The following is a 20983-nucleotide window of genomic DNA, read 5'->3' on the forward strand; positions in this document are numbered from 1 at the left end:
TTCGCCATGATGCTGAAGGTCGATGCCTTCGGCTTGCTCTCCATAATCTCAAACCTCAAAGATCAGGGACGTGACATGGGCGTAGTGACGCCCATCGACTTCACAAAGCCACTCGAATTCGCCGTCGATCCACTCCCCCGGTGGGAGAAAGTGCCAACCGTCCGGGCTTTCCACATAGCTGATAAAAGGCATCAGTGAATCTCCACCCGTTCCACGAAGGTCGGATAGCTGTTGGTCGCCTCCGTCCCCAGCTTGTTGCTGCTGTTGCGCCCGGCCGCCCACAGTTCTCCATTGTTCAGGAGCACGAACGCCCCCCATTCGGAGGTGTAGGCATGGGACACCACGTCCACCACCTTCCGACGGAGGGGATCGTCCGCATATTTTGGCCAGGGGCGGTACCAGCACACGGGTTTCTGCCAGTTGCTGCCACCGCTGTTCCCGAAGAAGTACCCAGCGTAATGGCCGCAGGTATATACCTCGCCATCCGTGCCCAGCATGATGGTGGTGTGCCGTTGGGTGGCCCCGTCGTAGGCGCCGCCCGTGGAGACCTTCTTCAACTGCACGCCCGAGGGAAGATTGATCTTGCCCATATACGCGTTGGACGTGGATCCGACACCCAATTGGCCATTGCCGTTGTATCCGCAGGCATAGCAGGCCCCGTCATCCGCGTTGAAATACGCCTGGGCGTATTCACCCGCGATCCACATGTCGGTGAACCCGCCGACGCCGGTGGGAAAGGCCAGTTGATTGAAGCCGCTCCAGTTGGAAGCGGAGGCGTTCAACTGATACTGCCCCCCGTACCCGGTCCCGAAGACACGGCCATCCTTCAGCAGAACATAAGTGCTGGCCCCACGGCTCGACCCGCCGAGTTGGACCTTCTTGATGGGGGAGTCGGCTGGAAGGCCAACGCAAGGCTTCAGGCGGTACTGGTTCCCGGTGGTCCCATCGCCCAGCTTGCCCCAGTTGTTCTGCCCGCAAGACCACAGCGTGCCGTCCGCGCGAAGGACAAAGACGGCTTGATAGTTGCCGTGCCCCGCGAAGATGCCGATGGCGTCGTCAACGGGCGAGCCCGTGTTGTCATGCAGTTGGACGGGCGTGTAGCAATTCGAGGTGTTGTTCTGCCCCAACTGGCCGTAGCCGTTATAGCCCCAGCCCCAAACCGTGCCGTCCTTGCACCGGACGTATAGGGTGTGCCCGGAGTTCGGATACCCCTTGGTGAGGTCGATTTCCACGACCTCGCGCCCCTTGATGCCGGATCGTGGACCAACATTGGTCCCTGTTATGCCTTGGGCATATCCATTTCCGGACGCATGACCTCGTCCCTGCTGTCCGTGGCCATTGTAACCCCAGACCGCCACGTCACCTTGGTCCGTCAGAACCATCGTGCAGTCATAGGCAGCGCGGATCGCCACGGGATCGCCGATCACCCCCCAGGTGGCGTTCTGATCGTGGCGCAGCAAGGCGACCTTTTTCGTGTCATGGACGCTGAAGCCAGTGTTTCCCTGCGCCAAGGTGTAGTTGTTGTGCGCGCCCGACATATGCAGCAGGCCATCCTTGGTGAGGAAGCAGTTGTGGTAATAGGTGATGTCGGAATTGGACCCGATGGTCTCCTGCCCGCCCGACAGGGTGGAATTCTGGAGCGTGACAACGAAATGCTGGTCAGGCTTCCCGTTGTTGAGCCCGACGGCAGCCCCCTGACCGCCCCGCCGTTCCACGCGCGGCAGGTCGGCGGTGATGGTGGAATTGCTCATCAGTAGTCACCGCCGAAGAAGGTGATGTGGACGTTGCCGGTCGCGACCGCGTTGGCATTGGCCGGAATGCGGGCCGCCAGCGGGGCGGTCAGCAACAGCCAGCGATCGCCCGTGAGATCGAGCCAGGGCAGCGTCTCGAGATCGAGACCGGCTGCGGACGGGTTGCCGTCGAACCCGGCGCGCGCGGGCACGGTCACGGCCCACAGGGGCCGCCACCGATAGGCGTCGATGAATACGCCCAGTTCCTGCGCGATGGCGTTGCCGGGGGTGTTCTGGACGTTGAGGACGTCGAAGATCCCGGAGCCCGGAGTCTGCTCGGCCGTTCCAGAAAGACGATAGTCGCCCCGATTGACGGTCGCCGCGTTCCACAGTGTCAGGACCTGGAGGTTTTCCGTGATAGGCCAGGACTGGTCGTCGACGCGGGTAACGGTGAAGGGATCCGTGGCCGGCGTGGCGCCGGGGACGATGTTCACCTCGATCCCGGAGAACACCACGTCATAGGTACCGAACTCCACCGTCACTTCCGTCTCACCGTCATTGCCGAGCGCCAAGGCATGGAGACGGGTGCCAGCGGCGCCTGGCGTGAAAATATCCTGCGCCGCGTTGCCGAGATCGGCGCGCAGAACGGTCGTGTCCTGGCGATAGCCGGACACGAAGATCGGTTGATTGGCCATGGGGTCCTCGTTCAGTTCAGATGAAGCCGCGGGCCAACGCCACCAGGGCGCCGGCGTGAACCTGCGGGGTCACGGAGATGGCGAGCCGCTCGTCGCCACCGGAATTGGCGATCGTGGCCTCCAGCCCCACCCCGGCCTCGATCTTCGAGGCCAAGCTGGCGGGAGCCGCATCTGTTTCCGAAACGGCCACGGTGCCGACGGCACCGAGTGCCGCATCCCGTGCATCGACGGCTTGATCGCGGGCCAGTTCGGCAGCGGCGCGGGACGCATCCGCGTCATCGACGGCCTGAGTGATCGTCGCCGTACTCGCCGCGACACTGGCCTCCACGTCGTCGATCGCCTTGGCGACAGACTTCACCGGGCCGCCTTCGGTCGAGACGGTGGTCTCGGCATCGCCGTGGACGATCTGATGCAGCAACAGGCTGTCGGCCGTCGCCTTGTCGGCGGCGGCCCGCAGGTCGGTCTCGATGGTCATGGGATACTCCAAGAGGCGAGGAGCACCGGAGGTGCGACAGGGACAAAAAAGGTGTTACCAGACGTGCGGTCCGGGCAGGGTCGCGTGGACCAGGGTGTGCAGCGCTTCGATGCTGACGCCGAGTCCCGTCATCTCTTCTTCCAGCAGGAGGTTCATCGCCCCTTCGGACAGCGTCGGACGCTCACGGATTTCCAGTTCGCTGGTCACTTCCCAGAGCACGCCACCGCGCACACGGGCCTCGAACTGGCGGGTGAACCGGGCCTCGTGGGCGACCAGCCCGAGGCCGCCCAGCAAGTCGATCTCGAACCACGCGCCGCCCTCCTTGGCGTGCCAGCGGTACCAGGCCTCGAAGAGGGCGAACTGCTGGCGGCGAAACAGCCAGCGCACCGAGATCCGGCTCGGCATGCTCGTGAACCGCCGCCGTTGCCGCGCCGGTCCTGCCTCCATCTCGGTGCGCAGGATCGCCTCGCCCGGATGGACGCCGTAGCCCTCGATGGTGGGCAGTGGTAGGGTCGTGGGCCAGGAGATGGACGTACCCATGCGCTAGCGTTCCCAAGTACAATAATTATGGGTGGCAACTATGATTGGTTTTACCTAAACAGGTTTATGTGGACATTTCTTAAGGTAAGGAGGTTTGGTCGTGCACCCCCTGTTTGATAAGGATTGCGACCTTGTCGCTTGGATTGATCCTGGACATCATATTTTCAGTGTAGACATGGATTGGCTGGCATACATCTCGAACGGACATGCTTGGTCGGCCTCCACAGGCGATTGGTTAGGACCGGTGAAGGGACTGCTCTGCTTAGATCAATCGGGACATCCTGTGGCATGGAACCCGAAAGAGGGGGTTTCGGGCACGGCGAGACCTGCAAGACCCGCACGAGCCGCTAGGGCTGCCAAACCAGCGCGACCCGCCCGCCCGGCACGACCTGCAAGACCCGCTCGACCAGCGAGGCCTGCTGGAGGCTGGTCATCTTTGTCTTTCTTCGCATGGGTGGCGCAGTAGACTCATTTTTCTAACAGCCAAGTTTGTTTGCTGGCTTTCCTCACCGATAAGCTCCCGCCGCCGGATTAAGCCCGTAGCGGCGTTCCATGGTCGGAGCCAGGCCTTCGCCGCGACCGATATTGCGGGCGATCTGGCCCTCGATCTGCTCGACCACGATGTCGAGGCTCAAGCCGCCGTTGCCGTCCGAGCGCCACTGGGCGCGGGCCTCCGTGCCAGGGGCGCGATTATCGACATGGACATTCACCTGGACCTCGGGCCGTTGACCGAGTTCCGTGCCGAGCGCCCGCATCTGGCCTGGCGTGAACACGGTTTCGCCGCGCTGGGCGATGATCGGCACTTCGGCTCCGACCACGCCACCGCCGTGGAACCGGGGCGCGTTTTCAAACAGGACCGGTGAGACCGACCGGCTGGGCAAAACGTCTCCGCCGATCACGCCACCACCGTGAGCCACCTGGACCGGGCCGGGGGCCGGGAAATCGCCAATCATCTCCGAACCACCGCCGAACAGGCTGCCGGCGATAGAGCCTCCGATGGACGAGAAGATGCCCTCGAACAGCGACCTGAAGGGCTTGATCACCGCCATGCGATAGGCGGCGCGCAGAGCCTCCTCGGCGATGCTGTTGAACAGGTCGGACGCACTGACCTTGCCGGTGGTCGCCCACTGGACGAAGGCGTCTTCGCCGGCCTTGAGCGCCCGGGTGGTCGCCTGCTCGAACTGGGTCGCCGCGTCCGAGGATTCCCGCGCGTAGTCGCGAAGCGCTCGGACCACGCCCGCCGACCAGTCGTCGCTGGCGCGCAACATCCGGTCATAGGCCTGTTCCGAAGCGCGGGCGAAGGTTTCCTGGTTGATGGCGCCCGCCGCAAGGAGGGCGTTCAACTCTCGCACTTCATCGGCATAGGCCTGCTCGACCGTGCGCAATTGCTCGGTGAGGGACTTTCCCTTCTCACGCAGACGAGCGGCTTCCTCTTCCGCCTTGGTACGCGCCTCGATCGCTTGGCGTTCGTCGAACAAGGCGCCAGCCAAATCACGGACCTGCTGGCGCTGAGAGTCCGTGGCATCCGCTGACAGACGCCGCAGAGCCTGGGAGACGAAGCGTTCCTTGTCGGTCATCGCCAGTTCGTCACGCTCTGCGCGCAGGTTTTCGATGACGCGGGTGTTGGCTGCCTGGCGGCGCCTTGCCGCTTCCTCTTCCTGGGCCGCGAGACGGGCCAGCTTGGCGTCCCGCACGGCCGCCGCCCGGGCCATGATCTCACCCACCTGATCCAGGTTGCCGCCATCGGGCTTGATGAGCGTCTGCATCTCGGCGACAAGCTGTTGGTACTCGGCGCGGATGCGGTCCGCCCCCTCGTGGGTGGCCTCGAACAATTGGCGTTGCAGATCGGTCTCGATCTGGGCGATGCGCTGGGCCCGGTCCTGGGCGGCGCGAATATCGGCCTCGATGGTATCGGGTGTCGAAGCGCCGTCCGGCGCGTCCGGGACATCGGCATTGTCGTCGCGCTGCATCCAGGCGAGCTTGGCCGCCCATTGGCGGTACTGTTCGCCCCGCTCTTGCAAGCGGCGCTCGAGCGCGACCTTGCGCCCCCAGGCGATGGGATCGTCTGCGAACCCGATGTCTCCGATCTCTTTCAGTTCGCGGGCGATCTCCTGCAGTTCCTGGCGGCGCTCATCGACGATGCGCCGGGTGGCGCGTTCCGACAAGCCATCGAAGTTAAAATCGCCGGACAGAGCCAACTTGATCTGCTCGTAGGCGGTGGCGGCATCGGCCGCCAGATCGGCCAGGTTCGACGAGACGTCGGTGATGGCCGGGGCCAGATCCAGCATGGCGCGGGTCAGGTTGGCGGAGACCACCTTGCCCAAGGTATCCAACTGGCTGTGGGCCTCCTCGGCATTGCGGACCAGATCCTCCTCCAGCACGATGCCGAGGTCGCGGGCATGGCGACGGGTGGCTTCCAGCGCGTCCGCGCCGCCGACCAGCATGTTGACCATGGCCACGCCTTCGCTGTCGAACAGCTTGAAGGCGAGCCGCAGCCGTTCCGCCGGATCCTCGGTACGCTTGAAGGCCTCCGCCACGTCGTTCAGCAGATCCTCGGAACGGCGAATGTTGCCATGTTGATCGCGAAGCGCGATACCCATGTCGGTCAGCGCCTGTTTGGCCTCGCCGGTGCCCTTGGCCGCTTCCGCGACGCGCCGGGTGAAGCGCTGCAGGCCCATGTCCAGGGTCTGTTGTTGAACCCCCGCCAGTTGGGCGGCAAAGCGCAGTTCCTGAAGCGCCTCGACGCCCACACCCAGCTTGTCGGCGGTCTTGGCGATGGCATCGGCGGCCGAGATGGACCGGTCGATCAGGGTCGCCAAACCACCGACGGCGGCAGCCCCCGCCATCGCCCCGACCAGACTGCGCATGCCCAGGGTCAACTTGCGGGCACGGTCGGCCAGGCCGGTCAGCCCACGCGAGGCCTTACCGCCGGCACGGTCGATCTTCTTCAGCGACCGCTCGCCGCTGTCACCGACCGAGACCAGCTCGGCCTTGACCTTTCTACCGCCCTCGACGGCAAGACGGACAGCGTAGGTGTGCTTGGCTTTGGCCATCAATCGGCATCCTTGGAGTTCATCGCATCGACCAAGCCCGCCCCCGCCTCCTGGAGCAGTTCGGAGACAATGGCGAGGTCATGGCCTCGGGCTTCGGCGATGTTGAGGGCCACGCCCAGGTCAATGCCGAGCACATGGCCGGATGCAGCCAACCGCAGCTGCCCGAGGCATGCTTGCAGCACATCCCATGCCTGGTGCTCTTCGTCCGTGATCAGGGCGTACTTGCGTCGGGGGCACTGTTGGCCGCAGTCCGTTTCGCAGGCTTCGCAGTATCCCGGCCCTCCGCCCGGCTGGAAGTGCCAGCGGCAGAGAGCCCTGATCCGTTTTTTGCGGCGGTGAGCAGCACCTGTTTGAGCGTGAACTCATGAAAGAACCGCTCGCCGACGGGATAGAGAGCCATGACGGCGGCCACGTTCTCCGGCGTCACCGGCGGGTCGTCTTCGATGCCCGTCCAGGCGCTCACATGGCGGATCGCCAGTTCCTTGATCAGCAGGTCCTGGAACAGACCATCGCGTTCGGCATCGCTCGCCAGATCGGGGAGCCCGTCGGCGGACAGCCCCGCCTCGATCCGTTCCTTGAACTGCGCTTCCAGCCCCTCGACCCGACGCCGTGCGGCCGCCTGGGCCGCCGCCATGCCGGCGGTGGTGAGCGGCTTCACGGTGACCGTGATGCCGTAGGGAAGCTCGATGTCAAAGGGCTCGCTGGTTTGCTTCAGGGAGATCATGCGTATTCCGTCCCGTCCAGATCGTTGGTGAGGGTGACGTCGAGCATCCGCCCGGCGGTCTCATTGCGCGCGCCCTGGAAGTCGAAACTGGCCTGCACCCCGCCCGGCCCCTCGACGGCCAGCTTGGGCTTGGGCAGATAGACCTCGTGGGCAGCGAACGCGACCTTGGCGGTACCGACCGTGTACCCGAAGGTCAGGTCCACCGGCGTGCCGCCCGAGGCGAGGTCGATCAGGGTGGTATCGGCGAAGCGAACGTCGATGCGTCCGGTCAAGGCCGCCACCGTGGGATCGGCCCCGTCGATCTTGCCGTCAGAACGGATGGTCTCGATTTTCTCCAGGTTGTTGGAATAGGTGAGCGAGCCGCCGGTCAGATTGCCGATCGGATTACCGGCCCGGGTGATCGACCCCTGGAACTGACTGATCCTGGTAAACGCCAAGCTCGTCGGTACACCTCCTTGCGTGGCCGCCTTGCGGCTCTCGCCCTGGGCGATGACGCCAAGGGTCGCGGCGGCCGCGCCGGATCGCTGGAACTCCAGCGCGATGGAACCCAACACCACGCCGGTGTGCAGGAAAAACGCGGGCACCTGGGACATGCCGACCTCGACCGTGTAGCTCGGCAGGGCATCGTTTCCGGAGACGAACAGATGATCGAATGTGCCGTCCAGATTGTCCGTGGTGACCGGATCACCGAACAGGCCGGTGAGCCAGATCCCGAGGTAACGCGGGTCCATGGGCACGACGATCTCGCCCTCGTCGTTGATGACGTCCTGCAAGGGTGCCAGCGGATCGCGGCCTTGGCCGAGGACCGGATCGTCGATCAGGCCCTGCTCGGAACCCAGGGTGCAGCGATTGAAGGGCATGCGGATGTAGTCGCCACTGGCCGCCTGCCCGTAGGCGGTTTCCCGCTTGAGCAGCAGCGTGGCGCTCGAACCATAGGCTCGGGCCATGATGGGTTCTCCTGGTTTTCTGTAGATTCAGCCGAGGGCCGTGTCGGCCTCGAACTCAATGGCGACGATCAAAGTGCCGGCCTTGATGGCAGGCGCGCCGACAACAGCTTCGGTGTCGATCTCGGGCCGACCGTAGGTCATGCCGAAGGCCAGGCCGCCGAGGGTGGGGTCGGCATCGAGGATCGAACCGACCATCTGCAACAAGGCGTCGAAGGCCGCATCGCGGGATGTGGCGTCGCCGTCCTCGATGGTGATATCGATCTCGGCCTCCTGTCGGCAGTAGACGCCACCGAACCCGCCCAAGGCTTGCTCGGGCTCGCCCGGCGTGCCGTCACGCAGGATCAGCAATCCGCCGGTCGAGATCTTCTCGGGCACCACAGAATTGCGCTCGACGGTGGCGTCCGGGATGGTCTCGAGCCGGGTCTTGAGGGCATCGAGGATCTGCTCGGTCTTGGTCGCGGGCATGGGTCAGTCCTTACGGGTATGGCGGCCGATCAGACCCGGCACCCGCCCTGTCCAGGTTTCCGCCGCACGGCGAACGTCGAGCCGCTTCGGCATGCGGACCTGGGGCACCATCACGAACATCACCACCGTGGTGATGCCGGACTTCATGCGCCCGGTCTTGGTGAAAGCGCCGCCCTTGGCCCGGCGGCCGACCCGTCCGGTCTTGGCACTGATCCGCACCCCGTCCACCACCAGCAGCGACGGCGCGCCCCGCCGGTAGACGAACCGTAAGGGGCCGAAGCGATGCTCCGGGAACGTGGCCGGCGTGATCCGCTTGCCGCCCCCCGCCTCCGCGGGGACAGGCTTACCCCGCTTGGGCGCCGCTGCTGTCGGAATGGCGAGCCAGAACCCGCTCTTGCCACGGATCACCGCGCCCCGATCGAAGCTGCGCACGATATCGGGCGCCTTGGACCAGACGAGGCTCGCCGCGTCATGCCCCTTGTTGGGATAGGCGCGGGAACGCCAGGTCCGGGCCAGACGGGGGCCGAGCCCCGCCGTGATCACCTGGCGGCGCAGGCTGCCCTTGAGACCGTCGCCAGCGTCCTTGACCCCTTCAGCGACCGCCTTTTCGATCTGGCGCATCTCCGCCTTGAGATCGGCCTTCAGGGAACCGGCAATGGAAGCGGAAAATTTCACGAAGGTCTCACGTCCAGAGTCCAGATCAGCCGATCCGGATCGCGCCGCTCGGGCTCGCCCTGGATCACGTAGTCGACACCGTCCAGGGTCAGCCGATCGCCCGGACGGGGACCGGCGACCTCGGACGCCCGAACATCAAACACCGTGGTCTCGGTGTGGATGCGGGTCTCGCCGAAGCCGATGATCTCGTCCGGACGACGAGCAACAAGCCGAACGGACACCGCCTCGCCACCTGCCGGAACGTAGAGAGCGTCCCGCGCGATGGTGGGATCCCCGAACAGGGCATCGATGGCGGCATCCATTACGGACATCAGACGCTGCCGTTGAGCCGCACACGGCCGATGGTGTCGGTCGCGGTGCCTCCCACCGCTTCGATCGCCACGCCGATCAGGGTGTTTCCGGTCGCCGTCTTGGTGGCGACCTTGTTGGTGTCGTCCCAGTAGACCTTGTCGCCGACACTCCAGGCCTGCGAGGCCGCCTTGGTCAGGTCGAAGACACCGACAAGGCTGGTTTCCACCGCCTCACCGGCCAGCGCATCGCCACCGGCGACGCCGAACAGCGCGCCGACCAGCAGACCGCCGCCAGAAGTGACATCGTAGGGGGCCGCAAGGGTGATCGTGTTGCCGGGCTGAATGTAGTTTCGCATGGAATGGTCCTTTCGTGTGCTTGCGCTTGGTGCGAATATTTCCTACTTTTGGAGACAGGAGGATCCGGATATGACCGAGAAGATCAGCGTTTCCCTGACCGACGAGCACGCGCACCTGTTGCAGGAAGCGGTCAAAAGCGGCGACTACGCCTCCTCCAGCGAGGTGATCCGGGAAGCCTTGCGGGAATGGAAGACCCGCCGCCTTCTGGGCCAGATGTGGGACGAAGGCGTCGCCAGCGGCCCCGCCGAGCCCGGGTTGAGCATGAACGACATCAAGGCCGAGGCCCGCCGACGCAAAGGCCTCGCCTGACCCCATGGCGCGTGTCGTCTTCACGAACAAGGCCCGCGAGGACCTGATCGACATCTGGCTGCATGTCGCGGAGGACGACCCGGCGGCCGCCGACCGTGTTCTCGACCGACTGGACGAGGCCGCCAGCCATCTGGCCGATCACCCGGAGATGGGCGCGGCGCGCGACGACATTCGCCCGGGTCTGCGCTATCTGGTCAGCGGCTCCTACCTCCTGCTCTATCGGATCACCGATGCCGGGGTCGAGATCGTGAGAGCCGTGCATGGCCGCCGGGATCTGATCAGTCTGGTTTAGCGGTTACGCCCCAGGATTTTTATAGAGGCCGCGCCAGTCGATGGCCTTGGCGCCGAAGTCGAGGCGGCACTTGATCTCCACCCCGTCCACATCGAAGCCGTTGCGGGTTTCGATGTAGGCGCCCTGCTGGCCTTCCAGATAGGCATACTCGATGGTATCGATCTGGTTCGGGCTGGCCGCCAGGTACCAGGCGGTTTCGCTGACGGCGTCCAGACGCGGCTCGGAGATGGGCGAGAGCGTGCGGATCGACTGCGGCACCACCTTGGCGGTGTCGGCCGGCACCAGGTTCTGGGCCACCATCTGCTCGGCCTTCAACTCGAGAGAGGCCGGCACGATCAGGAAAGACGGGCGGATGTTGAGCACCGTCTTCTTGTCGAGGCCGGTCTGCTTGGCCATGGCCGCCCGGGCTGCGCCGACCGCATCGACACCGAGCGCCTTGCCGGTGCCGGCCAGGTTCTTGTGGTCGGCATGGAACAGGTTCTTGTTGTCGGCCATGGCCGGATTGGCGGTGATGATGTCCCAGACCACGTCGCTTTCAAGCTGAGCGATGGCGTTGCCGTACATGGCGGGGATCCGGGTAAAGGCGTCCAGATCGTCGTTGATGAGCACCTGACGGGTGATGGCGACCACCCGGCCATAGGTCTCGATGCGGTAGCTCTCCTTGGACTCGCCCAGCGTGCCCCGCTTGAACTCGCCGCTCTCGTCCACTTTCAGAAGCTGCGGCGCCTCGCCCAACTGCACCCGGTGCATGGCCTTGAAGTCGGTGGCCAGGACCTGGCGGCAGAACAGCGTGAAGGTGCGAGGATAGGCGTCGTAGGCCTGACGCAGGGTCTTGTTGGTGACCGCCGCCAGGATCTCCGGGAAGTCGGAGGTGGAATGGAGCGCCCGGGTCGCCACTTCGTCGCGCGAGAGGCCGCGCGTGTTGACGCCGGCGTCCGACAGGCTCTCGCGGGCCAGTTCCATCAGGGTCATGCCGCGATACTGGCGCGCGGCATCCTCCAGCGGGAACAGGGTCGGGCTGTAGCGATGCAGCAGCGCACTGGTCACCGCGTCCCGGCGGGTGACCCGTTCGTCGCGCCCGCCCAGCGGCACGGAGACCTGGGAGAAGGTCCGCGTCTCCTCGGACTTGGACGCCACTTGATCGAGGATCACCGTGCGGGCCTCGTCCAACGAGGTTCCCCGTTTCACGAGGTCGTCGGCAAAGCCGCGCTCCAGGTCCAGCTTGGACGCTAGGTCGTAGATGGTCGAGACCCGTTCGCGCTCGGCCTCGCGCGCCCGGCTGACCAGGGCTTCCGCGTCCGCCGTCCGGGACTGGGGCACGGCTTGGGGCTGGGCTTGGGTCTCGGCGGCATCGTCCGGGGTCTTCGGGGCTTCCTCGGAAATCGTTGCCTCGGTCACCTCGGCGGCATCGTTCTCACGGTTGTCTTCGTCATGCATTGTCTGGGTCCTCTTGCTGTAAGGGGGTTCGGCGCCGTCTCGATGCACGACGCATTCGTGGGTGCGGGGAGCATGGGGGTCGTGGATGGCGCGAAAGCCGGCGTCCGCGTCGGCGCCCACCGGCACGGCGGAAATCTCGAACGGCGTCCAGTCGACGGCCCGCCAGACTTCGCGCGCCCCTTCCGGCTTGTTCACCTCATAGCGGTGAACCTGATAGCCGATGGAGACCGCCCGGATGTGCCCGGCCTGGATGTCGCGCCAGATGGGCTCCACGTCATCGCGATCGGAGAAGCGAATGGTGGCGACACCCCGGCCCTGTTCGATGCGCGCGCTGCCCGGCACCACCGAGCCGATCACCGCGCTCAACTCTCCGGTCTCGTGAACCTTTAGAAACGGTGCGCCGGCGTTGAGGCGGTCGAGACGGACATGGTCCGCCTCCAGGCTCAGATCCTCGTCATAAGGCTCGCCGAAGAACGGCACGCGGCGCACCCGAGCGCCAGTGGACCAGACCACGTCGATGGTCCGGGCCTCGGCATCGGCGGAGTTCGGCGCAAGCTCCGCCGCCCGGCGCAAGGCCGGCAGTTCGATGGTGGTATCCATGAAATCCTCGAAATCAGTCGGAAGTGTCGATGTCGGTGGCGGCAAACGCGTCGGCCGCTTGCGCGCTGCCCGTCTTGGTCACCCGGCGCGGATCGGAATCGAGCACGATCCCGGCTTCATCCAACTTGGCGTTGGTGGCCGCGATCTCCGCCAGCACGGCGTCCGGGTTGCGACCCTGGCGGGCGATCGCCTCGGCCAGGGTCATGGTCCCGGAACGCACCGACAGCAGATCCGCCATGGCGTCCTTCAACGGATCCACGGCGTCGAACTTGGGCGGCGCCCATTCGACGGGCACGACCGGCTCGGGAATGCGCCCGGCCGCCCAGGCGGCCTGCGTGAACCAGTCCCACACCGGCTGGCACAGCATGGGAATGAACAACTGCCACTGCACGGCGTCGATCATGCGCCGAAACTCGACCAGCCCGGCGCGGATCGAGGAATAGTTCACCTGGGAAAGGTCCCCGGTGAGCAGTTCGTAAGGCACCCGGAAGCCGGCCGCGATGGTGTGCAGGCTGGCCCGCTTGTACTCGGCATAACCGCCGACGGCCGCCGGCTGGTTGAAGCGAATGTCCTTACCGCCTCGGGCATAGGCGATGAGACCCGGCTCGAACTGCTCGATCCGCTTGCCGTCGGCATCGACCACGGCGGGCGCGACGCCCTGCTGGGTTTCCTCGTCGCCGAACACGATGGCCGTGACACAGGCCTCGGTCTTCTTGCGCACGATCTCGGCGACCTCGTAGTCGTCGAGGTCGCGCAAACTGCGGATCACCGGCGCGCCCCAGGGGACGCCGCGCACCTGGACCCGCTGCTTCTCGTAGACATGGACGATGTCGCGGGCCGGGATGGGGTGGCTTTGCAGTCCCCCCTGCCAGGCGCCGAAGACATCGCCGGGGTGGCTTTCGTGAAGCCAATAGGCGGTGCGGCGACCGATGCCGTCGAACTCGACACCTTGCACCAAGCGTCCCTTGCCGCTGCCTTGGCCACTCTTGGTAGCATCCAAGAAGTCAGCCTCCAGGATCTGCACTTGCAGGGGAACGTCGAGACCGTCGCTCGGGCGGCGCAGACGTCGGCGCACCAGCACCTCACCGGCCTCGACCATCTCGCGACAGATCAGCGTCTGCAGGCCGTAGAAGTCCAACTGGCCGTCGGCATCGCATCGGCGGGACCACTGTTCCCACAGCGCGTTGACGGTCCGGTCGAGTTTTTCATCGCCGGACGTGGCGCGCGGCATGATCCCGGCGCCGATGATGTTGTTGACCAGCACCGACACCGCCTTGGCGGCATGCGGGTTGTTGCGCACCAGATCCCGCATGCGATCGCGCAGTAACGCCGACGCCATGGCCACCTCGGTATCCGCTGAGGTGCCCGGAGTCCGCCAGCCGTCGGTGCGGCGTCCCTTGGCAGCGCCATCGTAGCCGCGCGCCAGCCCATCGAAAGCCTGCCGCGCCAGCGCCCTGCGAGTGGCCGCCCTCGGCGCGACCGCCGCCAGGGCTCGATCGAACCAGCCCAGAGCCATCAGGAATTACCTCGCCGAAACCCGGCGAAGCCGGCCACCGGAAGCGGCTTGGTGGCAGCCGCCAGTTCCCGTTCGATGGTCCGGATGCGGCCCAGCAGGTCCTCGGCAGAGCCGTACTCGACGGTCTTGCCGTCGTAGCTGACACGCAGCGTGCCGCTGGCATAGGCGCGTTTCAGCGCCGCCAGTTCGGTTTCAGTGAATGACGACATTTATGAACTCACGGAGTTGTCTTGAGACGACCCAGGTCTGGCGTTATGCTGCGCTCAACACGCCCCTCACGCCTCTCAACGATGCGCACCAGAGGGGCCTTCTTTTTTCAAAACCAACCATCCCGCCGACCGAGCCAATCGGAGCGGCGTTTTTCCGACGACACGGGGGCCGGGCGGTTGATCATGCCGGCGGCTTCGACGCCACCATCGACCGCACCGAGTTGCTCCTCCAGATCGGTCCACTGACGATCAGACCAGCGATCGGCGCCGGCGATCCAGGCCGCCGCCCGGGCATAGACCCGGCAGTCCAGCGCTTCGTTGCGTTCGCGCAGCTTCTGCCATTCGAGACGGGCAAAGCCGCGTTTGGTCTTCACCGTCACCAATTGCTCGGCGACCAGCTGCTTGAGCCATTCGCTTTCGACCCAACTCGGCAGATGCACCGTGCCCGGCAGGCACGCGGCACCCTCCGCCTTTTCCTCGTCGGTCGGGCGTTGAAGCCTCAGGAAGCGATAGGTCTCGGACTTGAAGGTCGAGACCGCAATGGTCCAGAGCCTTGCACCACGGCGCAGTTTCTTGCCGCCATCGGTGGCGTCCACGAAGGTCGGCCCGGACACCGGGCTCGCCCGATTGAAGCCTTCGACGCCCTTCACCGGCGCCACCTGCCCGAACCCGACCCGGCGCGCCCAGGCGTATATGGCCGGGGCTTCGTAGCCGGTATCGATGGCCAGCTTGGCGATCCGCAAATGGGCGCCGCGCGCATGCGGCCAGGTCCGGTCCAGAAGCGCGTCGAGATCAGTCCAGGCATCAGGACGGTGCGGCCCGCCTTCGATCACGGTGTGCTCGATGAGCCAGCTTTCGAGTCCACGCCCCCAGGCCCAGACGTCCACTTCCAGGCGGTCCTTCTGGACATCGACCCCCGCGGTCAAGAACAGGCCCCCGGCGGGAACACTCCCCGCCGACCAGGTCTCGCGTTGGTCATAGAGCCGTTGCCAATCGGGCGCTTCACCGGTTTCGACCCAGGTCTCGCCGAGGTCCGTGTTCTTCACCGACTTGAGCGCCGCGTCATTGCCTTGGGCGGCCTCCCAATCGGCGGCGATGTCCGCCCAGCTTCGCCAGCCGATGGGGCTGTAGAGACTGGAGATGTGAAAGCCCGCCGTTTTCTCGCTGCCTTGTTCCGACGCGGCGGTTGCCCGCCACGTGCCTGCCTCCAGCATCCGCGTCTTGTGATGCTCCTGGATATGCCCCTCGCATTCGCCGCAAAGGTAGTGCGCCGTCTCGGGGCGTCCCTTGTCCCAGCGCAGGCGCTCGAACTCGAGCCACTGGAAATGCCCACAATGGGGACAGGGCACGAAATAACGCCGCTGGTCCGAGGCTTCGAACTCGCGCTCGATGCGCGACACGCCCTTGACCGTCGGCGTCGAGACGATGAACACCTTGCGCCGCGCGAAGGTCCGGGTCCGGGCTTCGGCCAGCGCCACCGGATCGCCTTCGCCGTCGATGTCGCCGGGGTACCCGTCGACCTCGTCCAGGAACAGATAACGCACCGGCATGGAGCGCAGGCCCACCGCCGAGTTGGCCCCGGTCATGGCCAGCACCCCGCCCTGGAACGCCTTGGTGAGCACCGTGTTGCCGGAATCCCGCGCGCGTGCCGGCTTGACCAGACTGGACAGCACCTCGCTGTCCTCGATCAGCGGATCGATGCGCTGGCGTGAATTGCGCTTGGCCATCTCCACCGTCGGCAGGACCGCCAGCATGGGACCGGGCGCATGATGGATGACGTAGCCGATCCAGTTGTTCCCCGTTTCCGTCGCGCCCACCTGCGCGCCCTTCATGAACACCACCCGCTCGTAGGGCGAGGACGGCGACAGGCAGTCCATGATCTCGCGCAGATACGGCGTGCGGGCCGTGCGCCAGGGACCGGGCTCCGCCGCGCCCTTGCCCGAGAGACGCCGGTGCTGGTCGGCCCATTCGGAAACCTTCAACAGCGGATCGGGACGCAGGCCCCGGTCGAACGCGGCGTCATGGATGGCGGCGGCGTCAGGAAGCACCGGTCAGGTCCTCGAGTGCTGCGCGGATCTCATTGGTCAGCATGGCATGCACCCGCGCGGCATCGGTCTCGGCCGCCAGCACGGCGGACAGACGTTCAGGGATATTCATCAGGGCATCGCGCACGACGCGGGCCTTGTTGAAAGCGGCGACCTTCACCTCGTCGGCATCGACGTACTTACCGGCCTCGACCCGCGCCTTGATCTCCAGGAGCTTGGCCTTCTCGACCTCGCTTTTGATCCGGGTCTTCAAGAGCAGGGTCGGCAGATCGCCACCGCCCGCACCACCTTGGGGCAGCGCGGGAAGATCGGTCGCCGGAACGGCCGGGTTCGGGGCCGGGTCGGACTTCGGCTTGGTGCTGCGCTCGGGCCGCGCCGGTTCACGGACCGCCGCCAGGGCGGCATCGGCCTGATCCGTGTCCACCTTGCGGTCCTTCAGCGCGATCACGCCCTTGGCCACCATCTGGCCGATGTACTGGCGCGAAACCCCACGCCGGCGCGCGTATTCGGCCTGACTGACAAGCATGTGCGTTCAACGTTCCCATGTCCGGGCCGCCCTCGAAAACTTGATCAATTACAATCTATTAGACTTGATGTTCTTCGCCCGTGGAGCCTGTATGGGATTACCAACGGACACGGAGACGACGCCATGAAAACCGAAACCATCCTGCCCACGCGAAACACCGACTGGGGCTTCTTCGGCACCATCACCCACCACGGCGACCCGCTTGAGGCCTGGCCGCTGGCCATGGCGCGGATCGGCCGCGCCACGGGCTGCCCGCACGACGCGGTGCGCGACTTCCTCGACAGCCGATATGGGCGGCATTTTGCGGACGACGTTGCCAACGGACTGGCGCGCAAGCTCACCATCGAGAGCGCCATCGACGCGGCGGTCGAGCGCTGGATGGGCTGGACCATCACCCGGCGCACGAGCCGCGAGACCGGCATCCCATCGGGGCTTCCCTATCTCACCGGGTTCGTCACCCACTGCGAGATCGAAGCCGAAGCCTTCGGCTGATGGACGGCTCCTCCCCGCCATCGCCCCGCGCGATCAGCGTCGGGGCTCGGGGTGGTAGAAGCCCCGCGATGGTCGCGGCGGCATCACTCGGAGGATAACCCCATGACCACCACCAGCGTCGCCATCGAGAAATTCACCGTCGCTCAGCTCGCGACCGCGATTTCCAGCATCACCGGAGAAACGGTCACCACCAAATCGTTCAACTACAAAAGCAAGGCGGTCGATCGCCTGAAGGCCTTGATCACCGAGCACCACCTTTCCAACCAGGACGTACTCCAGGCGGCTGGCATCGAGGCGATCACGCCGACCGGCGAAGCCATGTCCGGCATCGGGATCGGCGCAGGCGCCAAACCGCCAAAGACGAAGCGCAAGCCCCGCGACAGCAAACGGGCCAAGGTAATCGAAATGCTCAAGCGCGACGGCGGCGCGACCATCACTCAGATCACCGAGGTCACCGGCTGGCAGCCGCACACGGTGCGCGGTGCAATCAGCGGGGCGCTCAAGAAAAAGCTCGGGTACAACATCGTCTCGCGCAAGCTCGACACCGGCGAGCGGATCTATCGGATCGAGGCGTAACCAGCTATGCCAACCTTCCAAGTGATCATCACCCGCGACGTCACCGAGAGCACGGTCATCGAGGTCGATGCCGACACCATGGTGCAGGCTGAAGAGGCGGCATTCGAGAAGCTGGTGGCCAGCGACGATACCGAATGGCGTCTCGACGACGGTTCTTGGAACAAGGGCGACGCCTACGTCACCGCCGTCGACCCGATCGACGAAGCCTGACCATCTCTCCCGCCGGGGTCATCGCCAGATCCCGGCGGGAAAAGCGGACCTGGAATTCTTGAGCCCGCTATGTAGAGCCATAGGGGGCATCAGTCCATTTTCAACGGGCCAAACATGCCGCTTTCGACCATTGCCAGGTAGGCTCTTTTCATTGCAAGAGCCGTTTCTTGATCGACAAAAAGAGAAGATCTGCTGCCGTGCGGTTCACCTAAAAGATATGGGCGCATTACCTCCCATCTTTCAGCGCGGCTTGACCACCTCCAACACGGCAATTCCTGTTCGAGCATTAGGGGAACAGCGATTTTCTTCGGGATCAGCTTGCCGAGCGAAAGCGGTTCTGACCATTCACATTTTACGACGATTGGTTTGGCTCCATCTGCGTAGAACCGTACGTTCAACTCTTCGGCCGTGATGGTCGCGCAATGGTGGTTAATTCGCGATGCGGATTCAATTACATCTGCCACGCCCCCATACGGACAGGTGATAAACCCGTGCGCAAAATAACGAGTATGGTCCAGCCCCTTATACCCGGTTTGTGCATTCGGGATAGTCTCGGGATTACGTCCATCATGTTTGGATACAAGCGGGTGCCATGTTGGATAACTTTCAACGGCAGGCCCCAGTTCATCAACAAGGTCCAGCAGCGCTTCCTCGCTCTCGGACCTCACCTCTGGAGAAAACGTTACCGGAATGAGGTAATTCTTTGCTCTCTCAAATCCGCTAGACGCGGCCTCGTCTGCTCTGAATGCCATCGGCGCACACTCCAAATTTCACCACCATCACGAATATATGGAATTGCGCACAAAAAGTCAATATCGTGCGTCATAATTATATATTACGCACGAACACAAGGTAACATGAAACTCAGTGCTCCCTCCGATTAGCAAAGGACTCGCTCTCCTGGAGGCCGTCGGTGTTGGTCGGCTTTAGCGGCGGAGCGACCATTTCGGCCCGATCCTAAATTTACCTCTGGAGATATTTTCCACAGACGAGCTCATCGCCAGATCCCGGCGGCACTCGTCAGAGATCCACGCATCTGGATCGCCTCGAACAGGCGGCGGACCGCATACGAGCGAATGATGCTGATGCAGGTGAAGACAGCGCCGATGGCCAGATTGTCCGAGAGCGACACCGTGAGCCCGAACAGCGGGAACACCGCGATCTGTGTCGCCACGGCAACGCCGTAACCGATGCCCACGTTGGCCAGCGCTTCCACCAGCGACATGCGTCTCGACTGCCTCATCCGCGCGTCCTTTCCTCCTTGATCTCATCGAACGTCCGATCGTCCCCGTCGAGGACGGCGGTCTTGCCGGTCGCCTTCTGCCAACGCTCGACGGCCACGTCCACGTAGACGGGACTAATCTCCATGGCAAAGACCCGTCGGCCAACGGACTCGCCCGCCATGATCTGTGATCCCGACCCCGAGAACGGCTCATAGCACAGACCGCCCGGCTCCACATGCTGGCGCATCGGCGTCGCGAAACAGTCCAGCGGTTTCGGCGTCGGATGGTCGGGGCGTTCCTCGCCCGAGAGACCATGGATGTCCCAGACCGACGGCAGGAACTCGGCACCATCCGCCTTGGGCGGCATGTTGCCCTTGATCCAGCCCATCAGGCAGGGCTCGTGTTTCCAGAGATAGCGCGACCGGGTGAGGACGCCCTTCTCCTTGTTCCAGATGATCTGCTGATGCTGAAAGGCGCCCATCTCGGTCCAGACCTCTTCGAGCATGGCCTGGCGGCGGGAGGCATGCCAGCAGTACCAGGCGGCGTTGGGCTCGATCGCTTCCGCAATCGCCGCCTTGATGAAGCCGCGATAGAGGTCGGGGCCTTGCGAGGAATCGTCCCAGGTCACACCATAGGTGGCGGACCAGTCCTTGTTGCCGTCGGTTCCGCTGGTGTCACCCTTGGCGACCTTGGCCTTGCGCGCGCTGTTCTGCGGATGGTTGGTGCCATCGTAGTCGACCAGGTACGGCGGATCGGTGGCGAACAGGATGGCGCGCTCGCCGTTCATCAGGCGCTTCACGTCATCCGCGTTCGTGCTGTCGCCGCAGAGCAGACGATGATCGCCCAGCAGCCACAGGTCACCCGGACGACTGACCGGCTCGACCGGCGGCTCCGGGATGGTGTCCTCAGCAACGAAACCACCGGCTTGCTGTTCCCCATCCTCGCTCTCCAACAACCGGTCGATCTCCGACAGGTCGAAGCCGGTCAGGTCGAGGTCGAAGTCCTGGGCCTTGAGGTCCGCCAGTTCGAGACGCAGCAGTTCCTCGTCCCATCCGGCGTTCTCCGCGATCTTGTTGTCGGCGATGATCAGCGCCCGGCGTTGGGTCTCGGAGAGATGGCCGAGGCGGATCACCGGCACGTCGTCGAGACCGAGCTTGCGCGCCGCCATGAGACGGCCATGTCCGGCGATGACGCCACCGTCCTCGCCGATCAGGATCGGATTGACGAAACCGAACTCGGCGATGGACCCGGCGATCTGCGCGACCTGCCCCTCGTCGTGGGTGCGGGCGTTGCGCGCATAGGGGATCAATCGATCCACCGGAACGGTTTCGATCGTCAAGTCCATCTGTCAATCTGCCATGTGTCGGGAACGCTTGACGGACCGGCGGCGCAAACCCGCAGAAACCCTGGGGTTGGCGTCAATCCGTCAAGTCGGTGTCAAGTAAGTTGGCGGGCCTGTCGGTGGCGAAATCCCGCGCTGGCGCCTCCCGCATACGATATCCGCCAGGAAGGAACCAAGATATCAAATACTTAGCGGGCGACGACTACCGGGACCACGTGTCCCGCGCGCGCCTCTCGCGAGCATGGTTTGAATATA

At 64.7% G+C, this 20983-nt stretch carries 26 protein-coding genes; 6 read left to right on the top strand and 20 right to left on the bottom strand.

All coding sequences use genetic code 11. From position 1 onward, the window contains the following. Nucleotides 1-191: 191 nt before the first annotated feature. Genes TH2_RS05245 through TH2_RS05260 form a run of 4 tightly spaced genes read right to left on the bottom strand, consistent with a single transcriptional unit; the run spans nt 192 to nt 3440 of the window. Nucleotides 192-1751, bottom strand: coding sequence for an RCC1 domain-containing protein (locus TH2_RS05245; protein ID WP_008889365.1), 1560 nt, complete (start codon nt 1749-1751; stop codon nt 192-194). Then, on the bottom strand, nt 1751-2425 hold the full coding sequence (locus TH2_RS05250; RefSeq protein WP_008889366.1) for a hypothetical protein: 675 nt from the start codon (nt 2423-2425) through the stop codon (nt 1751-1753). Before TH2_RS05250 ends, TH2_RS05245 begins: the two co-directional genes overlap by 1 nt. 16 nt (nt 2426-2441) lie before the next feature. Continuing rightward, the gene (locus tag TH2_RS20490) at nt 2442-2900 is read right to left on the bottom strand and encodes a hypothetical protein (protein WP_008889367.1); all 459 of its coding nucleotides are present in this window, start codon (nt 2898-2900) and stop codon (nt 2442-2444) included. Between the two features lie 54 nt (nt 2901-2954). Then, complete coding sequence (locus TH2_RS05260) at nt 2955-3440, bottom strand: hypothetical protein (protein ID WP_008889368.1); 486 nt, start codon at nt 3438-3440, stop codon at nt 2955-2957. 100 nt (nt 3441-3540) lie between these two features. Between TH2_RS05260 and TH2_RS21950 the strand changes: the two genes are divergently transcribed. Continuing rightward, complete coding sequence (locus TH2_RS21950) at nt 3541-3906, top strand: 4-fold beta flower protein (RefSeq protein WP_415674386.1); 366 nt, start codon at nt 3541-3543, stop codon at nt 3904-3906. A gap of 40 nt (nt 3907-3946) precedes the next feature. On the opposite strand, the gene TH2_RS20495 is transcribed toward TH2_RS21950, so the two are convergent. From TH2_RS20495 to TH2_RS05300, 8 genes are read right to left on the bottom strand one after another with little or no spacing between them, the layout of a single operon-like run. After that, nucleotides 3947-6493: a phage tail tape measure C-terminal domain-containing protein gene (locus TH2_RS20495; protein WP_008889369.1), complete on the bottom strand. Its 2547-nt coding sequence runs from the start codon at nt 6491-6493 to the stop codon at nt 3947-3949. Further along, nucleotides 6493-6675: a DUF7697 family protein gene (locus TH2_RS05270; RefSeq protein ID WP_008889370.1), complete on the bottom strand. Its 183-nt coding sequence runs from the start codon at nt 6673-6675 to the stop codon at nt 6493-6495. The genes TH2_RS20495 and TH2_RS05270 overlap by 1 nt, the downstream gene beginning before the upstream one ends. A gap of 29 nt (nt 6676-6704) precedes the next feature. Beyond that, complete coding sequence (locus tag TH2_RS20500; RefSeq protein WP_008889371.1) at nt 6705-7217, bottom strand: hypothetical protein; 513 nt, start codon at nt 7215-7217, stop codon at nt 6705-6707. Then, nucleotides 7214-8164 carry a phage tail tube protein gene (locus tag TH2_RS05280; protein ID WP_008889372.1) on the bottom strand — a complete coding sequence of 317 codons (951 nt, stop codon included), beginning with the start codon at nt 8162-8164 and terminating at the stop codon, nt 7214-7216. The genes TH2_RS20500 and TH2_RS05280 overlap by 4 nt, the downstream gene beginning before the upstream one ends. Before the next feature lie 27 nt (nt 8165-8191). Further along, a complete protein-coding gene (locus TH2_RS05285; protein WP_008889373.1) occupies nt 8192-8629 on the bottom strand; it encodes a hypothetical protein in 438 nt (145 codons plus the stop codon). Nucleotides 8630-8632: 3 nt separating this feature from the next. Then, nucleotides 8633-9304 (bottom strand): DUF6441 family protein, encoded by a 672-nt coding sequence (locus TH2_RS05290; protein ID WP_008889374.1) that lies wholly within the window; start codon nt 9302-9304, stop codon nt 8633-8635. Continuing rightward, nucleotides 9301-9606, bottom strand: coding sequence for a head-tail joining protein (locus TH2_RS05295; RefSeq protein ID WP_202948992.1), 306 nt, complete (start codon nt 9604-9606; stop codon nt 9301-9303). Before TH2_RS05295 ends, TH2_RS05290 begins: the two co-directional genes overlap by 4 nt. Before the next feature lie 8 nt (nt 9607-9614). Beyond that, on the bottom strand, nt 9615-9950 hold the full coding sequence (locus tag TH2_RS05300) for a DUF2190 family protein (protein ID WP_008889376.1): 336 nt from the start codon (nt 9948-9950) through the stop codon (nt 9615-9617). A 70-nt stretch (nt 9951-10020) separates the two neighbouring features. On the opposite strand from TH2_RS05300, the gene TH2_RS05305 reads away from it, so the two are divergent. Then, nucleotides 10021-10260 carry a ribbon-helix-helix domain-containing protein gene (locus TH2_RS05305; RefSeq protein ID WP_040822905.1) on the top strand — a complete coding sequence of 80 codons (240 nt, stop codon included), beginning with the start codon at nt 10021-10023 and terminating at the stop codon, nt 10258-10260. A 4-nt stretch (nt 10261-10264) separates the two neighbouring features. Continuing rightward, nucleotides 10265-10552 carry a type II toxin-antitoxin system RelE/ParE family toxin gene (locus tag TH2_RS05310; RefSeq protein WP_008889378.1) on the top strand — a complete coding sequence of 96 codons (288 nt, stop codon included), beginning with the start codon at nt 10265-10267 and terminating at the stop codon, nt 10550-10552. 3 nt (nt 10553-10555) lie between these two features. Here TH2_RS05310 and TH2_RS05315 read toward each other — a convergent pair whose 3' ends face one another. From TH2_RS05315 to TH2_RS05335, 5 genes are all read right to left on the bottom strand, one after another. Then, entirely contained in the window at nt 10556-12589 is a 2034-nt protein-coding gene (locus TH2_RS05315) for a prohead protease/major capsid protein fusion protein (protein ID WP_008889379.1), read from the bottom strand. A 13-nt stretch (nt 12590-12602) separates the two neighbouring features. Then, a complete protein-coding gene (locus TH2_RS05320; protein ID WP_008889380.1) occupies nt 12603-14105 on the bottom strand; it encodes a phage portal protein in 1503 nt (500 codons plus the stop codon). Then, entirely contained in the window at nt 14105-14314 is a 210-nt protein-coding gene (locus TH2_RS05325; protein ID WP_008889381.1) for a phage head-tail joining protein, read from the bottom strand. Before TH2_RS05325 ends, TH2_RS05320 begins: the two co-directional genes overlap by 1 nt. A gap of 107 nt (nt 14315-14421) precedes the next feature. Beyond that, entirely contained in the window at nt 14422-16362 is a 1941-nt protein-coding gene (locus TH2_RS05330; RefSeq protein ID WP_008889382.1) for a phage terminase large subunit family protein, read from the bottom strand. Continuing rightward, nucleotides 16352-16885 carry a hypothetical protein gene (locus TH2_RS05335; protein WP_008889383.1) on the bottom strand — a complete coding sequence of 178 codons (534 nt, stop codon included), beginning with the start codon at nt 16883-16885 and terminating at the stop codon, nt 16352-16354. The genes TH2_RS05330 and TH2_RS05335 overlap by 11 nt, the downstream gene beginning before the upstream one ends. Nucleotides 16886-17008: 123 nt before the next feature. On the opposite strand from TH2_RS05335, the gene TH2_RS05340 reads away from it, so the two are divergent. The 3 genes from TH2_RS05340 to TH2_RS05350 all read left to right on the top strand — a co-directional run bounded on the left by TH2_RS05340 (nt 17009) and on the right by TH2_RS05350 (nt 18163). Next, nucleotides 17009-17377: a hypothetical protein gene (locus TH2_RS05340; RefSeq protein ID WP_008889384.1), complete on the top strand. Its 369-nt coding sequence runs from the start codon at nt 17009-17011 to the stop codon at nt 17375-17377. Nucleotides 17378-17479: 102 nt separating this feature from the next. Then, entirely contained in the window at nt 17480-17953 is a 474-nt protein-coding gene (locus TH2_RS20505; RefSeq protein ID WP_008889385.1) for a DUF3489 domain-containing protein, read from the top strand. 6 nt (nt 17954-17959) lie between these two features. Continuing rightward, nucleotides 17960-18163: a hypothetical protein gene (locus TH2_RS05350; RefSeq protein ID WP_008889386.1), complete on the top strand. Its 204-nt coding sequence runs from the start codon at nt 17960-17962 to the stop codon at nt 18161-18163. 89 nt (nt 18164-18252) lie between these two features. Here the strand turns inward: TH2_RS05350 and TH2_RS05355 are convergent, their stop codons facing one another. The 3 genes from TH2_RS05355 to TH2_RS05365 all read right to left on the bottom strand — a co-directional run bounded on the left by TH2_RS05355 (nt 18253) and on the right by TH2_RS05365 (nt 20731). Next, nucleotides 18253-18915 carry a hypothetical protein gene (locus TH2_RS05355; protein ID WP_008889387.1) on the bottom strand — a complete coding sequence of 221 codons (663 nt, stop codon included), beginning with the start codon at nt 18913-18915 and terminating at the stop codon, nt 18253-18255. 242 nt (nt 18916-19157) lie between these two features. Continuing rightward, the gene (locus TH2_RS05360; RefSeq protein WP_040822740.1) at nt 19158-19406 is read right to left on the bottom strand and encodes a DUF7220 family protein; all 249 of its coding nucleotides are present in this window, start codon (nt 19404-19406) and stop codon (nt 19158-19160) included. Next, complete coding sequence (locus TH2_RS05365; RefSeq protein ID WP_008889389.1) at nt 19403-20731, bottom strand: site-specific DNA-methyltransferase; 1329 nt, start codon at nt 20729-20731, stop codon at nt 19403-19405. Before TH2_RS05365 ends, TH2_RS05360 begins: the two co-directional genes overlap by 4 nt. Nucleotides 20732-20983 lie beyond the last annotated feature (252 nt).

Source organism: Thalassospira profundimaris WP0211 (genome assembly GCF_000300275.1).
Classification (GTDB): Bacteria; Pseudomonadota; Alphaproteobacteria; order Rhodospirillales; family Thalassospiraceae; genus Thalassospira; species Thalassospira profundimaris.

Coding starts and splice junctions, on each gene's coding strand:
- TH2_RS05250 (WP_008889366.1), bottom strand. CDS start 2,425: ATGGCCAATCAACCGATCTTCGTGTCCGGCTATCGCCAGGACACGACC.
- TH2_RS20505 (WP_008889385.1), top strand. CDS start 17,480: ATGACCACCACCAGCGTCGCCATCGAGAAATTCACCGTCGCTCAGCTC.
- TH2_RS20495 (WP_008889369.1), bottom strand. CDS start 6,493: ATGGCCAAAGCCAAGCACACCTACGCTGTCCGTCTTGCCGTCGAGGGC.
- TH2_RS05350 (WP_008889386.1), top strand. CDS start 17,960: ATGCCAACCTTCCAAGTGATCATCACCCGCGACGTCACCGAGAGCACG.
- TH2_RS05280 (WP_008889372.1), bottom strand. CDS start 8,164: ATGGCCCGAGCCTATGGTTCGAGCGCCACGCTGCTGCTCAAGCGGGAA.
- TH2_RS05300 (WP_008889376.1), bottom strand. CDS start 9,950: ATGCGAAACTACATTCAGCCCGGCAACACGATCACCCTTGCGGCCCCC.
- TH2_RS05260 (WP_008889368.1), bottom strand. CDS start 3,440: ATGGGTACGTCCATCTCCTGGCCCACGACCCTACCACTGCCCACCATC.
- TH2_RS20500 (WP_008889371.1), bottom strand. CDS start 7,217: ATGATCTCCCTGAAGCAAACCAGCGAGCCCTTTGACATCGAGCTTCCC.
- TH2_RS05245 (WP_008889365.1), bottom strand. CDS start 1,751: ATGAGCAATTCCACCATCACCGCCGACCTGCCGCGCGTGGAACGGCGG.
- TH2_RS05310 (WP_008889378.1), top strand. CDS start 10,265: ATGGCGCGTGTCGTCTTCACGAACAAGGCCCGCGAGGACCTGATCGAC.
- TH2_RS05315 (WP_008889379.1), bottom strand. CDS start 12,589: ATGGATACCACCATCGAACTGCCGGCCTTGCGCCGGGCGGCGGAGCTT.
- TH2_RS05285 (WP_008889373.1), bottom strand. CDS start 8,629: ATGCCCGCGACCAAGACCGAGCAGATCCTCGATGCCCTCAAGACCCGG.
- TH2_RS05365 (WP_008889389.1), bottom strand. CDS start 20,731: ATGGACTTGACGATCGAAACCGTTCCGGTGGATCGATTGATCCCCTAT.
- TH2_RS05340 (WP_008889384.1), top strand. CDS start 17,009: ATGAAAACCGAAACCATCCTGCCCACGCGAAACACCGACTGGGGCTTC.
- TH2_RS05325 (WP_008889381.1), bottom strand. CDS start 14,314: ATGTCGTCATTCACTGAAACCGAACTGGCGGCGCTGAAACGCGCCTAT.
- TH2_RS05305 (WP_040822905.1), top strand. CDS start 10,021: ATGACCGAGAAGATCAGCGTTTCCCTGACCGACGAGCACGCGCACCTG.
- TH2_RS20490 (WP_008889367.1), bottom strand. CDS start 2,900: ATGACCATCGAGACCGACCTGCGGGCCGCCGCCGACAAGGCGACGGCC.
- TH2_RS05360 (WP_040822740.1), bottom strand. CDS start 19,406: ATGAGGCAGTCGAGACGCATGTCGCTGGTGGAAGCGCTGGCCAACGTG.
- TH2_RS05295 (WP_202948992.1), bottom strand. CDS start 9,606: ATGGATGCCGCCATCGATGCCCTGTTCGGGGATCCCACCATCGCGCGG.
- TH2_RS05355 (WP_008889387.1), bottom strand. CDS start 18,915: ATGGCATTCAGAGCAGACGAGGCCGCGTCTAGCGGATTTGAGAGAGCA.
- TH2_RS05335 (WP_008889383.1), bottom strand. CDS start 16,885: ATGCTTGTCAGTCAGGCCGAATACGCGCGCCGGCGTGGGGTTTCGCGC.
- TH2_RS05320 (WP_008889380.1), bottom strand. CDS start 14,105: ATGGCTCTGGGCTGGTTCGATCGAGCCCTGGCGGCGGTCGCGCCGAGG.